Annotated in this window: 13 protein-coding genes; 3 read left to right on the top strand and 10 right to left on the bottom strand. The window is 72.6% G+C overall.

Annotated features, from left to right (window positions below; all coding sequences use genetic code 11):
• Positions 1-155: 155 nt before the first annotated feature.
• From OG370_RS31185 to rimP, 3 genes are all read right to left on the bottom strand, one after another.
• Entirely contained in the window at positions 156-434 is a 279-nt protein-coding gene (locus OG370_RS31185; RefSeq protein ID WP_328470112.1) for a YlxR family protein, read from the bottom strand.
• Positions 435-538: 104 nt separating this feature from the next.
• Positions 539-1,522, bottom strand: a complete 984-nt coding sequence (gene nusA, locus OG370_RS31180; RefSeq protein WP_328470110.1) for a transcription termination factor NusA — start codon at positions 1,520-1,522, stop codon at positions 539-541.
• 2 nt (positions 1,523-1,524) lie between these two features.
• The gene (rimP, locus tag OG370_RS31175) at positions 1,525-2,103 is read right to left on the bottom strand and encodes a ribosome maturation factor RimP (RefSeq protein ID WP_328470108.1); all 579 of its coding nucleotides are present in this window, start codon (positions 2,101-2,103) and stop codon (positions 1,525-1,527) included.
• Positions 2,104-2,243: 140 nt separating this feature from the next.
• On the opposite strand from rimP, the gene OG370_RS31170 reads away from it, so the two are divergent.
• The 3 genes from OG370_RS31170 to OG370_RS31160 are packed head-to-tail and all read left to right on the top strand — an operon-like array spanning position 2,244 to position 4,206.
• Entirely contained in the window at positions 2,244-2,777 is a 534-nt protein-coding gene (locus tag OG370_RS31170; RefSeq protein ID WP_328470106.1) for a hypothetical protein, read from the top strand.
• Positions 2,743-3,204: a ferritin-like domain-containing protein gene (locus tag OG370_RS31165; RefSeq protein ID WP_328470104.1), complete on the top strand. Its 462-nt coding sequence runs from the start codon at positions 2,743-2,745 to the stop codon at positions 3,202-3,204. The genes OG370_RS31170 and OG370_RS31165 overlap by 35 nt, the downstream gene beginning before the upstream one ends.
• Before the next feature lie 42 nt (positions 3,205-3,246).
• The gene (locus tag OG370_RS31160) at positions 3,247-4,206 is read left to right on the top strand and encodes an aminoglycoside phosphotransferase family protein (protein ID WP_328470102.1); all 960 of its coding nucleotides are present in this window, start codon (positions 3,247-3,249) and stop codon (positions 4,204-4,206) included.
• A 420-nt stretch (positions 4,207-4,626) separates the two neighbouring features.
• Here OG370_RS31160 and OG370_RS31155 read toward each other — a convergent pair whose 3' ends face one another.
• The 7 genes from OG370_RS31155 to OG370_RS31125 form a co-directional block, all read right to left on the bottom strand.
• Positions 4,627-6,324: a proline--tRNA ligase gene (locus OG370_RS31155; protein ID WP_328470100.1), complete on the bottom strand. Its 1,698-nt coding sequence runs from the start codon at positions 6,322-6,324 to the stop codon at positions 4,627-4,629.
• A gap of 65 nt (positions 6,325-6,389) precedes the next feature.
• Positions 6,390-6,935 carry a GNAT family N-acetyltransferase gene (locus OG370_RS31150; protein WP_328470098.1) on the bottom strand — a complete coding sequence of 182 codons (546 nt, stop codon included), beginning with the start codon at positions 6,933-6,935 and terminating at the stop codon, positions 6,390-6,392.
• Between the two features lie 68 nt (positions 6,936-7,003).
• Positions 7,004-7,849 (bottom strand): GNAT family N-acetyltransferase, encoded by an 846-nt coding sequence (locus OG370_RS31145; protein WP_328470096.1) that lies wholly within the window; start codon positions 7,847-7,849, stop codon positions 7,004-7,006.
• 130 nt (positions 7,850-7,979) lie between these two features.
• Positions 7,980-9,134, bottom strand: a complete 1,155-nt coding sequence (gene ispG, locus OG370_RS31140; RefSeq protein WP_328470094.1) for a flavodoxin-dependent (E)-4-hydroxy-3-methylbut-2-enyl-diphosphate synthase — start codon at positions 9,132-9,134, stop codon at positions 7,980-7,982.
• Between the two features lie 101 nt (positions 9,135-9,235).
• Positions 9,236-10,555: a M50 family metallopeptidase gene (locus OG370_RS31135; RefSeq protein ID WP_328470092.1), complete on the bottom strand. Its 1,320-nt coding sequence runs from the start codon at positions 10,553-10,555 to the stop codon at positions 9,236-9,238.
• Positions 10,552-11,802 (bottom strand): 1-deoxy-D-xylulose-5-phosphate reductoisomerase, encoded by a 1,251-nt coding sequence (gene dxr / locus OG370_RS31130; protein ID WP_328470090.1) that lies wholly within the window; start codon positions 11,800-11,802, stop codon positions 10,552-10,554. Before dxr ends, OG370_RS31135 begins: the two co-directional genes overlap by 4 nt.
• 316 nt (positions 11,803-12,118) lie before the next feature.
• On the bottom strand, positions 12,119-14,041 hold the full coding sequence (locus OG370_RS31125; protein ID WP_328470088.1) for an acyl-CoA dehydrogenase family protein: 1,923 nt from the start codon (positions 14,039-14,041) through the stop codon (positions 12,119-12,121).
• Positions 14,042-14,135: the final 94 nt, after the last annotated feature.

Here is a 14,135-nt window from a genome sequence, read left to right as displayed (position 1 = left end):
CGGGGTGATCGTCCGCCGGACCGTCGCTACTTCATGGGCGTACTCATCGCGTACTCATCGAGTGCTCATCGCAATCTCGACCTACTTCCATCTCGCGAGGTACCTGACCGCACGGTGCATCCGTGCCGTTCTGCTTCTTACGGGTTCTACCGGTTCTACGGGGCTGCCTGCTCGACGCACCGGCGCAACTCCGCGGTGTCCGGCGCGACCGGTCCTTTGAAGGCCCGGGCGAACGCCCGACGGCGGACCGCCAGGTCGAGGCAGGCAAGGGCAGGATGCAGATACGCACCCCGACCGGGCAGCGTACCGCGAAGATCGGGAACGCACGCGCCCCCGCTCACCGCCACACGCAGCAGATCGCTCTTGGCCGCGCGTTGACGGCAGCCGATGCACGTTCGCTCCGGGCATGCTGACGTCAGCGTCCGACCAGACACCCTTTAGTCTACCTCCCCGCGCCAACCTCACTCCTTCGAGTGGGTCAACGGACGCTTGTTCGTCCGGAACTCACAGCCTCGCCGGTCCGGCGGAGGCCGCCGACTCAGTCCTGCTGCTCGGTGTCCGGCCTGATGTCGATCCGCCACCCGGTCAGCCGCGCGGCGAGCCGGGCGTTCTGGCCCTCCTTGCCGATCGCCAGCGAGAGCTGGTAGTCGGGCACGGTCACCCGGGCGGACCGGGCGGCGGCATCCACCACCTCGACGTGGGAGACCCGGGCCGGCGACAGCGCGTTCGCCACCATGTCCGCGGGGTCGTCCGACCAGTCCACGATGTCGATCTTCTCGCCGTGCAGCTCGGCCATCACCGCGCGCACCCGGGCGCCCATCGGGCCGATGCACGCGCCCTTGGCGTTCAACCCGGAGCGGGTGGAGCGCACCGCGATCTTCGTACGGTGCCCGGCCTCGCGGGCGATCGCCTCGATCAGCACCGAGTTGTCGGCGATCTCGGGCACCTCCAGGGCGAAGAGCTTCTTCACCAGGTTCGGGTGGGTGCGCGAGAGGGTCACGGAGGGACCGCGGGTGCCCTTGGCGACGCGCACCACGTAGGCGCGCAGCCGGGTGCCGTGGGCGTAGTCCTCGCCGGGGACCTGCTCCTGCACCGGCAGGATCGCCTCCAGCTTGCCGATGTCGACCAGCACGTTCTTGGGGTCCTTGCCCTGCTGGACGACGCCGGTGACGATGTCGCCCTCCCGGCCGGCGTACTCCCCGAAGGTGACGTCGTCCTCCGCGTCGCGCAGCCGCTGCAGGATCACCTGCTTGGCGGTGGAGGCGGCGATCCGGCCGAAGCCGCTGGGGGTGTCGTCGAACTCGCGCGGCTCGGCGCCCTCCCCCGCCTCCTCCTGGTCCTCGGTCGCCCATACGGTGATCTGGCCGCTGGTCCGGTCCAGCTCGACCCGGGCCCGGCGGTGGCTGCCCGGCTCGCGGTGGTACGCGATGAGGAGTGCCGACTCGATCGCCTCGACCAGCAGGTCGAACGAGATCTGCCGTTCGGTCACCAAGCCCCGCAGGGCCTTCATGTCGATGTCCACGGCTACGCCTCCTCAGTGCTCTCGTCGTCTTCGTCTTCGACGGTCTCGTCGCCGCCGTCCATCTCGTCGTCCACCTCGTCGTCGGCGCTGTCGTCGGCGCCGCCGCTCTTGCGGTTGAACTCGACCTCGACCCGCGCCCTGGCGATCTCGGCGAAGTCCGCCCGGGCCGGCTTGGGCTTGCGGCCCTTGACGCCCGGGACCTCCAGGTCGAGGCCCTCGTCGTCCACCGCCATGATCCGCGCGATCAGCTCTCCGCGCTCCTTGAGCTGGAGCTTGACCAGGCGGCCGGCGTTGCGGCGGAAGTGCCGCGGCTCGGTCAGCGGACGGTCGGTGCCGGGTGAGCTCACCTCGAGGACGTACTCGGTCTCGCCCATGGCGTCGGACGCGTCGAGGGCCTGCGACATCGCGCGGCTCAGCTCGGCCACGGCGTCGAGCTGCACGCCGTCCGCCGCGTCCACGACGACCATCAGCTGCCGGCGCTTGCCCGCCGCCGACACCGTGACCTCTTCCAGCTCCAGTCCCGCCTCGCCGACCAGCGGCTCAAGCAGTGCGCGCAGCCTCTCGCTGTGGGTGGTGCTCATCCGGGTGACTCCTCGGCCGCGTCTGCTGTTGTCATGGAAGGTCGCGTGTTGGACCGCACTTTACCCGAGTTCGACCACCCCCCGAACGCGCTGCGGGGCGGCCGCCCGGACGCCGCCGCGTCACCCCTACACTCCCTGTCATGATCCCGAAGCTGACCCGGCGTAGCGCCGTGGCCATGGCAACCGTCGGTGTGGTGGCGGGGTGCTCCGGCGGCCGGGGCAGCGCCTCGACCGCCGTGCGGGCCGACGACGAGCCGGAGGCGGCGCGGCAGGCACGCGAGGCCCGGGACAGCACCGCACTGGTCGCGCGGTACGACGCGGTGATCGCGGCGTACCCGACGCTGGCCGCGCGCCTGGCACCGCTGCGGGCGGACACCGCCGCGCATGTGCGGGCCTTCGGCGGCCGGACCCCTGCCGCCCCGTCGTCTCCCATGTCCGGCAACGGCAACAGCACGGGGTCGCCGGCGACTCCCACCTCCACGGGCTCGGCGTCCGCCGTGCCCGCCACCGCCGACAAGGCCCTGGCCGCACTCGCCGCCGCCGAGCGCGCGCTCGCCGACCGCCGGTCCGCCACGCTGCTCGACGCGCCGGGTGCCCTCGCCCGGCTGCTGGCCTCGGTGGCCGCAGCGGGCGCGGGCCATGTCGTCCTGCTCGGCCGCCCGGCCGGAAAGTGAGCGCACGGTGAGCACGATCGTCGACGCCGCGCAGGCCGCCCTCGCGGCAGAACACGCGGCCGTCTACGGCTACAGCGTGGTCGGCGGCAAGGTGGCCGACTCCCGCAAGGCCGAGGCGCGGCAGGCGTACGACGCGCACCGCGCCCGCCGGGACTCGATGGCCCGCACCGTGACGGACCTGGGCGCGGTCCCGGTGGCCGCTGCCGCCGGCTACCGGCTCCCCTTCACGGTGACCGGGTCCGCCGACGCGCTGCGGCTGGCCGGGTACCTGGAGGAGCACGTCGCGGGCGCCTACGGCGACCTGGTGGCGGCGGCGATAGGCGGGATACGGCAGGACGCGGCGGGCGCGCTGCGCGAGGCGGCGGTGCGTGCCGTGCGCTGGACCGGCGGCGGCGTAGCCTTCCCGGGGTTGACCGAGGAGCGCTGACCGGCGGGCCGCAGGGGCGTACGACGGAGGGAACGCGACACGATGAGCGCAGCGGCGCACGAGGGCGGCGGCGAGGGCGACCGGCCGGCGGACCTGGCCCTCGAACCGCCCGAGCGGCTCACCCGCACCGTCACCGCCTGGGAGGGCGAGGCCGGTCGCGCGTGGCTGGCCCGGCTGCCGGAGACCGTCGCCGGCTACCTCGACCGGTGGGGGCTCACCGCGGAGCGGGTCTTCGCCGCGGGCGGCCAGATCAGCATGATCGTGCTGGTCCGCACGGACGACGGCACCCCGGCGGTGCTCAAGGTCGGCATGGTCAACCGGGAGACCGCGCAGGAGCACGCGGCGCTCGCGCACTGGGGCGGGCGCGGCGCCGTACGCCTGCTGCGGGCCGATCCGGAGCAGGGCGCGATGCTGCTGGAGCGGCTGCACGCCGACGTGTCGCTGCGCTCGCTCGCCGAAGCGAAGGCGATGCTCGAAGCCGCCGGGGTGCTCCAGCGGCTGTGGGTGGCACCCGCCGACGAGCACCCGTTCACCACGGTCGAGGAGTACACCGGCGCGCTGGTGCCGCTGCTGCGGGAGCGGCGCGGGCAGCCGTACGCCGAGGACGCGCGGCCGCTGATCGACGAGGCGCTGGCCCGCTGGGAGAGCCTGGTCGGCACCGCCCCCGAGGCCGTGCTGCTGCACGGCGACTACCACCACGGGAACGTGCTGGCCGGGGACCGCGTGCCGTGGCTGGCGATCGACCCCAAGCCGCTCGTCGGCGAGCGGGCGTACGACCTGGCGTGGCTGGTACGGGATCGGCTCTCCACGCTCGCCGCGCAGCCGGGTTCCCGGGCGGCGGCCCGGCGGCGACTGGCGAAGCTGGCGGATTCTCTCGAGGTGGACCCGGAGCGGCTCCGCGGCTGGGCGTTCTTCCGTGCGGTCGAGGCGGGCGTGTGGGGGTTGGCGGTCGGTGGCCGCGAAGAGGGCGAGCTGCTCCTGGAGTTCGCGACCTGGTTGTAGGCGGTGCGGCTCCCCGCCGCGGGGTGCCGCGCGCCGCTCCCGGGTGCCGCCCGGTGGCCGGTTGCCCGCGCAGTTCCCCGCGCCCCTGGGTGGTTGCCCCTCGCGGTGGGGCCTTCGCCATCCCGCCGGTGAGTGGCTGGTCGCGCGGTTCTCCCCCTGGCTTCGCCGGGAGGTACCCCCACCCCCAGAGCTTCGCCTGGGAGGTGCCCCCAGCGCCCCTCGGGGGTCGGCGTCCTTTCGTGGAAGGAGCCGCACAAACCAGGGGCGCGGGGAACTGCGCGACCAGCCACCGACCGGCCTGCGGCCGGGGACAGGCGTCGGCCAGGACGGCGCGTTGCCGAAGGGGCGCGGGGAACTGCGCGGCCGGCTCACCACCGGGGGGTGGTCCCTGAACCGGCAGGACACCGGACCCCGGGGGGGTCAGGCGCCCCGGAGACGGGCGACCGCGTCGGGGAGGGGGAGGTCCTCACGGGTGCCGGTGCGGCGATCGCGGAGTTCGAGGATGTTGTCGGCCGCGCGACGGCCGGCAACGAGCACACGGGGCACCCCGATCAACTCGGCGTCCGTGAACTTCGCGCCCGGTGAGACCCCGTCGCGGTCGTCGAGGAGGACCCGCAGCCCGGCGGCGTCGAGTTCGTCGGCCGCGCGGGCGGCCAGCGCGACCGCGCCCCCCTTGCCGGCGGCGACCACGTGCACGTCGGCGGGGGCGACCTCGGCGGGCCAGCACAACCCGTGGGCGTCGGCGGTCTGCTCGGCGAGGGCGGCGACGGCGCGGGAGACCCCGATGCCGTAGCAGCCCATGGTGACGCGGGCCGGCTTGCCGTCGGGGCCGAGGACGTCGAGGCGGAAGACGTCGGCGTACTTGCGGCCGAGCTGGAAGATGTGGGCGATCTCGATGGCGCGGTCCAGCCGCAGGCCGGCGCCGCAGCGGGGACAGGGGTCGCCGGCCTCGACGGTGACGACATCGAGGTGGCGGTCGACGGTGAAGTCGCGGCCGCACACCACGTTGACGGCGTGCCGGCCGGGCTTGTTGGCGCCGGTGACCCAGGCGGTGCCGGCGGCGACCCGGGGATCGGCGAGGTAGCGGATGCCCAGCGTGCTCAGGCCCTGCGGGCCGACGTAGCCGCGTACCAGGTCGGGCCGGGCGGCGAAGTCCTCGGCGGTGACGATCTCGACCGTGGCGGGGGCGAGGTGCTCGGCGAGCTTGCCGAGGTCCACCTCGCGGTCGCCGGGCACGCCGACCGCGGTGATCTCGCCGTCGACCTTCACCAGCAGGTTCTTCAGGATCGCGGCGGCGGGGACCGAGACCGCGGCGGCCAGCGCCTCGACGGTGGCGGTGCCGGGGGTGTCCAGTTCCTCGACCGGGCCGGGGTCGGCCGCCGCGGGGACCTGCGCGGTGAAGACGACCGCTTCGGTGTTGGCGGCGTAGTCGCACTCCGGGCAGTCCGCGAAGGTGTCCTCGCCGGCCGCTGCGGGCGCCAGGAACTCCTCGGACGCGGAGCCGCCCATCGCCCCGGACACCGCGGAGACGATCCGGAAGTCCAGGCCGAGCCGGCGGAAGATCCGGGTGTACGCCTCGCGGTGCAGCCGGTACGCCTCGGCGAGCCCCTCCGGCGCGAGGTCGAAGGAGTAGGCGTCCTTCATCTGGAACTCGCGGCCGCGCAGCACTCCGGAGCGGGGCCGGGCCTCGTCGCGGTACTTGGTCTGGATCTGGTACAGGATCACCGGCAGGTCGCGGTAGGAGGAGACCTGGTCCTTCACCAGCAGGGTGAAGCTCTCCTCGTGGGTGGGCCCGAGGACGTAGTCGGTGCCCTTGCGGTCGGTGAGCGTGAAGAGCAGGTCGCCGTACTCGTCGGCGCGGCCGGTGGCGTCGTACGTCTCGCGGGGCAGCAGCGCGGGCAGCAGCACCTCCTGGCCGCCGATCGCGTCCATCTCCTCGCGGACGATCCGGGACACGTTGTCCAACACGCGCTTGCCCAGCGGCAGCCAGCTCCACACCCCCGCCGACGAGCGGCGTACGTACCCGGCCCGGACCAGCAGCTTGTGGCTGGTGGTCTCCGCGTCGGCCGGGTCGTCACGCAACGTCTTGAGCAGCAGCCTGGACATGCGCAGGACCATCGTGTTCTCCGTGTTCCTCGAAGGTCCGGCGAGGATATCCAGCGGGAGGGCGGGGGCCGTAACGGTTATTCCGGGCGGCGCGACAGCGGCAGCGGGGCGCCCATCACGGCGTAGGGGCGGGGTGCGCTGGGGAAGTGCACGGGGCGGGCCAGGTCGCGGTAGCCGAGCGCGCGGTACAGATGGCGGGCGGGGCTCTCGCCGTCGATCGCGGAGAGGATGCTGCGCGGCTCGGTGGCGGTGTCGGTGATCTCGGTGATCAGCCGGCGGCCGATGCCGCGGGACTGGAAGTCGGGCAGCACATGCAGTTCGGTGATCACGAAGGAGTCGTCGAGCCAGCCGTCGTTGCCCTGCGCGCGCAGGTACGGCTGGACCACGCTCGACCACCAGTGCGCGCGGTCGTTGGGCAGGCCGTAGACGAAGCCGACCATCCGGCCGTCGGATGTGCTGTGTGCGGCCAGCGCCCGCGCGCCCGTGCACGCCAGGTGCCGCAGTACGATCTGCCGGCGGATCGCAACCTCCTCCGGCCCGAGCCCGAACGCCACCGCCTGCACGCCCAGCGCCTCGTCCACGTGCTCGCTCAGCGCACACGGGCCGACCACCACGTTCTCCATGACGCGCGACCCTATCGCCTCCCGCCCGCCCCCTCCTCCCGGGCACCGGGCGAGCTCTCCTCCGAGGCTCAGAACAACACGGACATCAGGGCGCCGACTTCCGTGAAGCCGACGCGGTGGTAGGAGGCGCGGGCGGGGGTGTTGAAGTCGTTGACGTAGAGGCTGGCGACGGGGGCGACGTCGCGCAGGGCGTAGTGCAGGACCGCGGCCATGCCGGTCTCGGACAGGCCGCGGCCGCGGTGCGAGGGGGCGACCCAGACGCCCTGGATCTGGCAGGTGTGCCGGGTGACGGCGCCGATCTCGGCCTTGAAGACCACCTCGCCGTCCTCGATCCGGGCGAACGCCCGCCCCGCGGAGACGAGTTCGGCGACCCGCGCCTGGTACAGCAGCCCACCGTCGCCGGCCATCGGCGAGACGCCGACCTCCTCGGTGAACATGGCCACGCAGGCGGGCATGATCACCTCCATCTCGTTGCGCTGGACCCGGCGGACGAGCGGGTCGGGGGCCACGTCGGCGGGCAGCGCGCGGGTGGTCATCAGGGGCTGCCGGGCGCGCACCTCGCGGGCGGGACCCCAGTACGGTTCGAGCCGTGCCCACAGGTCGGCGGTGGCGTCGACCGGGCCGACGATCGACGAGCAGCGGCGGCCGGCCCTGCGGGCGCGGTCGGCGAACGCGCTGACGGCCTCGGGGGTGGCGCAGATCGGCACGAGATTGGCGCCCGCGTAGCAGAGCGAGGTGAGGCGGCCGGCGGAGTACCAGCCCCACATCTCGCCGCCGAGCCGCCAGGGGTCGAGGCCGGCGATGTTGACCCGCGAGGTGACGAACGCGTTGGCGACCGGGTCCCGGTCCAGGACCGCGAGGGCGGCGTCGAGGTCGCCCGGTTCGAGGACGCGGGCGGTCGGTTGGGTCAGCACGGGCGCGCCTGACCGTACGGTCCGCGCTCCTCGGCGGACGAGGTCAGCGGGCACCGCGGGCGGCTGCGGTCGGATGCGCCGGGTGCCGCGTTCGGTGCCCCGAACGCGGCACCCGGCCGGAGACGTGCGGTCAGGAGACGCTCACCTGCGGCTCACCGGACGCGGCACCGGCCGCCTCCATCTGCTCGGCCAGCTTCATGGCCTCCTCGATCAGGGTCTCGACGATCTGCGACTCGGGCACGGTCTTGATGACCTCGCCCTTGACGAAGATCTGCCCCTTGCCGTTGCCGGAGGCGACGCCGAGGTCGGCCTCGCGGGCCTCGCCGGGGCCGTTGACGACGCAGCCCATCACGGCGACCCGCAGCGGGACCTCCATGCCGTCCAGGCCGGCGGAGACCTGGTCGGCGAGCTTGTAGACGTCGACCTGGGCGCGGCCGCAGGACGGGCAGGAGACGATCTCCAGGCGGCGCTGGCGCAGGTTCAGCGACTCCAGGATCTGGATGCCGACCTTGACCTCCTCGGCGGGCGGCGCGGACAGCGAGACCCGGATGGTGTCGCCGATGCCCTCGGCGAGCAGCGCGCCGAAGGCGACCGCGGACTTGATGGTGCCCTGGAAGGCCGGGCCCGCCTCGGTGACGCCGAGGTGCAGGGGGTAGTCGCACTGCTGCGCGAGCTGCCGGTAGGCGTTGACCATGACCACCGGGTCGTTGTGCTTCACGGAGATCTTGATGTCGCGGAAGTCGTGCTCCTCGAAGAGCGACGCCTCCCACAGCGCGGACTCGACCAGCGCCTCGGGGGTGGCCTTGCCGTACTTCTCCAGCAGCCGGCGGTCCAGCGAGCCGGCGTTGACGCCGATCCGGATCGGCACGCCCGCCGCCGAGGCGGCCTTGGCGATCTCCTTGACCTTGTCGTCGAACTGCTTGATGTTGCCGGGGTTGACCCGGACCGCCGCGCAGCCCGCGTCGATCGCCGCGAAGACGTACTTCGGCTGGAAGTGGATGTCGGCGATGACCGGGATCTGGGACTTCCGGGCGATGGTGGCGAGCGCGTCGGCGTCGTCCTGGGTGGGGCAGGCGACCCGGACGATCTGGCAGCCGGACGCGGTCAGCTCGGCGATCTGCTGGAGGGTGGCGCCGATATCGGAAGTGCGGGTGGTGGTCATCGACTGCACGGAGACCGGCGCATCGCCGCCCACCGCGACGCTCCCGACCTGGATCTGACGGCTTTTGCGGCGGTCGGCGAGTTTGGTCGGAACATCCGGCATACCGAGCGAAATCGCGGTCATCTGCGTGGCATCCCCAAGGTGTGGAACGAGGTCCCGTCGTGGGCGGGCTCCAGCATCGAGATTACGACACCCCGCCCACGACTCTCACCCGGCTCGGGCCATTACGAACTCAGTTTGACCGGGTTGACCACATCCGCGATCAGAACCAGCAGCGTGAAGCACACGAAGATTCCGGCCACGACATAGGCGATCGGCATGAGCTTGGCCACGTCGAACGGTCCAGGGTCGGGACGGCGGAAGACCCGGGCGGCGTGTCGCCGGATCGCCTCCCACAGCGCGCCCGCGATGTGGCCGCCGTCCAGCGGCAGCAACGGGAGCATGTTGAACAGGAACAGCGACAGGTTGAAGCCGGCCACGAGCATGACCATCGTCACCACCCGGTCGATGGCGGGCGCCTTCATCGCGAAGACCTCGCCGCCGACCCGGGCCGCGCCGACCACGCCCATCGGCGAGTCCGCCTTGCGCGGCGCGTGGTGGAAGGCCGCGTTCCACAGGTCGGGGATGCGCTTGGGCAGCGAGACCAGCGAGTCGACGCCCTGCTTGGCCATGTCGCCCATGTGGTCGACGGAGTCGGCGAAGCCGAGCGGCTGGATGTGGCTGGCCGGGCTGAAGCCGAGGAAGCCGGCCTTCACCGGGTTGCCGTCGGTCGGGTTCCCGTCGCTGTCGGTCTTGGCCACCGTGTTGGTGGTGATGTCCGGGTGCAGGGTGACCCGCTGGCCGTGCCGCAGCACCACGATGGTGGCCGGTCCCGCGCCCTTGCGGATGTCCTCGGACAGCTCCGACCAGTTCTTCACCGGCTTGCCGTTGAACTCCACGAACTTGTCGCCCGCCTTGAGCCCGGCGGTCTTGGCAGGCGCCACCGGGTCGGAGGCGCGGCACGGGTTGTTCGCGTCGCGGTGGGAGGTGTCGGCCTGCGAGATCACGCAGTCGCTGACCTGGCCGACCACGGTGGTCGACATGCTGATGCCGAAGCCCATGAAGACGGTGAGGAACAGCGCGACGGCGAGCACGAGGTTCATGAACGGCCCGGCGAACATGACGATGACGCGCTTCCACGGCTTGCGCGTGTAGAACATCCGCGTCTCGTCGCCCGGTTGGAGCTCCTCGTACGCGGCGCTCCTGGCGTCCTCGATCATGCTGCGCCACGGCGAGGTGGAGCGGGCGGTGATCCGGCCGTCCTCACCGGGCGGGAACATGCCGATCATCCGGATGTAGCCGCCCAGCGGGATCGCCTTGAAGCCGTACTCGGTGTCGCCCTTCTTGCGCGACCACAAGGTGGGGCCGAAGCCGACCATGTACTGCGGTACGCGGATCTTGAAGATCTTGGCCCAGGTCAGGTGGCCCAACTCGTGCCACGCGATGGAGATCATCAGACCGACGGCGAAGACGACTATGCCGAGGACCGTCATGAGAGCCGTCATACGCCTGCTGCCTCCGTTGCTTGCGCCAGTTCACCGGCCCGGGCCCGCGCCCAGGTCTCCGCTTCGAGGACGTCCTCGACCGTCAGTCGAGTTCCCGACGCCGGCGTGCCGTGCTCCTCGACGACCCTGGCCACGGTGTCCACGATCCCGGTGAACGGCAGCCGGCCGGTGCGGAAGGCTTCGACGCATTCCTCGTTGGCGGCGTTGAACACCGCGGGCGCGGTGCCTCCGAGGCTACCGACATGTCGGGCCAGTGCGACGGAAGGGAACGCGTCGTTGTCGAGCGGGAAGAACTCCCAGGTGGCCGCTTTCGTCCAGTCGACGCCCGGCGCGGCGTCCGGCACCCGGTGCGGCCAGCCCAGGCCCAGCGCGATCGGCATCCGCATGTCCGGCGGGCTGGCCTGCGCGAGGGTGGAGCCGTCGGCGAACTCCACCATCGAGTGGATGTAGGACTGCGGGTGGACGACGACCTCGATCCGGTCGAACGGCACGTCGAAGAGCAGGTGCGCCTCGATCACCTCGAGGCCCTTGTTGACCAGGGTCGCGGAGTTGATCGTCACCACCGGCCCCATGTCCCAGGTCGGGTGGGCCATGGCCTGCTCGACGGTGACGCCGGCCAACTCGGCGCGGGTCCGGCCGCGGAACGGCCCGCCGGAGGCGGTGACCACCAGCTTGCGGACCTCGGCCCGGCTGCCGCCCAGCAGTGCCTGGAAGAGCGCGGAGTGCTCGGAGTCGACCGGCACCACCTGGCCGGGCCTGGCGAGCGCCTTCACCAGCGGCCCGCCGACGATCAGCGACTCCTTGTTGGCGAGAATCAGCACCCGGCCGGCGGCCAGCGCGGCGAGCGTGGGGCGCAGGCCGATGGAGCCGGTGATGCCGTTGAGCACGGAGTGGCACTCCAGGCCGGCGAGTTCGGTGGCGGCCTGCGGCCCGGCGAGGATCTCCGGCAGCGGCCGGCTGCCGTACCGCTCGGCCAGCGCCTCGCGCAGCGCGGGCACCGCCTTCTCGTCGGCGACGGCGACGGTGCGCACCTCCAACCGGTGCGCCTGCTCGGCCAGCAGCGCGACCCGCCCGCCCGCGGCCGACAGCGCGACCACGCGGAACCGGTCGGGGTTGCGCAGCACCACGTCGATCGCCTGGGTGCCGATCGACCCGGTCGAACCGAGGATCACGATGTCCCGGGGCCCGTCGTCGGGTCCGGCGGGGACGTGCGGGCGGTAGTGGGGGTCTGCGAGAGCGTCCGTCATGGGGTCATTCTGTCCTGCCCGGCCCCTTGTCCACGCACGGGCCCGGGTCGGGCGGGGTCGCGGCGGGTGGCGGGCGGTGTACGGCGGGTGGTCGGTGCGCGGGCCGGTGCGGCGGTCCGCACGGGGCGGTGGTCCGCACGGGGCGGTGGTCAGGGTACGCCCGGCGGCTGTGGAGAGCGCCGGACGCGCGTGGGCCCGGTGGGAACTGGTGGGAAGGGGCCGCGGAGCGGGTGCGGGGCGGCGGGTTGACGCCCCTGGCCCGCTCCGGCGCCCGCCGCGGCCGGCCCGCCACGCGGGCGAGCCGACCCGCGGTGGTTCAGCGCACCGGGCGCCGTACGTTGTCGGCCGTGGACGGCCCGGGGGTCGCGTCGGCGATCCACGCCCCGTCCCGGACGGGGTCCACGATGCCCTCCTCCAGCCACTCGACCTTGCCGTCGAGGACGGCCTTGGCCAGGTGCCGGTCGGGGCCGTCGGTGTTGGCCCACAGCCGGGCGAAGAGCTCCTCCACCCGGACCCGGGACTGGCGGCAGAACGCGTCGGCCAGGCCCCGGGCGGCCGGGCCGTGCTCGCCCTCGGCGGCCAGGTACTCGGCGCGCACGCACACCGCGCTCATCGCGAACAGCTCGGCGCCGATGTCCACGATCCTGGCCAGGAAGTTCTGCTTCAGCTCCATCCGGCCCTGCCAGCGGGACATGGCGTAGAAGGTGCTGCGGGCGAGCTTGCGGGAGGTGCGCTCGATGTACCGCAGATGCCCGGCGAGGTCGCCGAACTCGGCGTAGGAGGTGGGAAGTTGGCCGGGGCCCGCGACGAGCTTCGGCAGCCAGCGGGCGTAGAACCCGCCGGCCTTGGCGCCCGCCCTGGCCTTGTCGGCGAGCGTGCTGTCGGGGTCGATGAGGTCGCCGGCGACCGACAGGTGGGCGTCGACGGCTTCGCGGGCGATCAGCAAGTGCATGATCTCGGTGGAGCCCTCGAAGATCCGGTTGATCCTCAGGTCGCGGAGCATCTGCTCGGCGGGAATCGCGCGCTCACCGCGGGCGGCGAGCGAGTCGGCGGTCTCGAAGCCGCGGCCGCCGCGGATCTGCACCAGCTCGTCGGCCATCTTCCAGGACGCCTCGGAGCCGAAGAGCTTGGCGAGCGCGGCCTCGATCCGGATGTCGTTGCGGTCCTCGTCGGCCATCTGCGAGGACAGGTCGACCACGGCCTCCAGCGCGAAGGTGGTGGCCGCCATGTACGCGATCTTCGAGCCGACCGCCTCGTGCTCGGCGATCGGCTTGCCCCACTGCTCGCGGGCCGCCGACCACTGACGGGCCACCTTCAGGCACCACTTGGCCGCGCCGACACAGGCCGCGGGCAGCGAGAGCCGGCCGGTGTTGAGGGTGGTCAGCGCGATCTTCAGGCCGGCGCCCTCGGGGCCGATCCGGTTCGCCGCGGGCACCCGCACCTGGTGGAGCCGGGTGACGCCGTTCTCGATGCCGCGCAGCCCCATGAAGGCGTTGCGGTTCTCCACGGTGATGCCCTCGGAGTCCGCCTCGACCACGAAGGCGCTGATGCCGCCCGGGTGGCCCTCGGAGCGCGGCACCCGGGCCATCACCACCAGGAGGTCGGCGACGACGCCGTTGGTGGTCCACAGCTTGACGCCGTCGAGCAGGTAGTCGTCGCCGTCGGGCACGGCGGTGGTGGCCAGCCGGGCCGGGTCCGAGCCGACGTCCGGCTCGGTGAGCAGGAAGGCGCTGATGTCGGTACGGGCGCAGCGCGGCAGGAACGCGTCCTTCTGCTCCTGGGTGCCGAACATCTTCAGCGGCTGCGGCACGCCGATCGACTGGTGGGCCGACAGCAGCGCGCCGACCGCGGGGCTCACCGAACCGACCATGGCCAGCGCCTTGTTGTAGTACACCTGGGTGAGGCCGAGACCGCCGTAGGACTCGTCGATCTTCATGCCGAACGCGCCCAGTTCCTTCAGGCCGCGCACCACCTCGTCGGGGATCAGCGCGTCGCGCTCGATCCGGGCGCTGTCCACCTCGGCGCGCAGGAAGTCGCCGAGCTGCGCCAGGAACGCCTCGCCCTTGGCCACCGCCTCGGGCGCGGGCAGCGGGTGGGGGTGGATCAGGTCGAGCCGGAACCGGCCGAGGAACAGCTCCTTGGCGAAGCTGGGCTTGTGCCAGTCCTGCTCGCGGGCGGCCTCGGCCACCTGTCGGGCTTCGCGTTCTGAGACGTTGCGTGTTGCGGTGGGTGCGGACACGGTGTGTGTCACCTCCGGGTAGGCCGGCTACGAACCGGTGCTCCGTGTCCGTACTACCCCATGTCCGGCATACCAGCCACAGAAGGACGGCCGG

This window comes from Streptomyces sp. NBC_00448, from assembly GCF_036014115.1.
Classification (GTDB): domain Bacteria; phylum Actinomycetota; class Actinomycetes; order Streptomycetales; family Streptomycetaceae; genus Actinacidiphila.
This window is presented reverse-complemented; position numbering and strand designations above follow the sequence as displayed.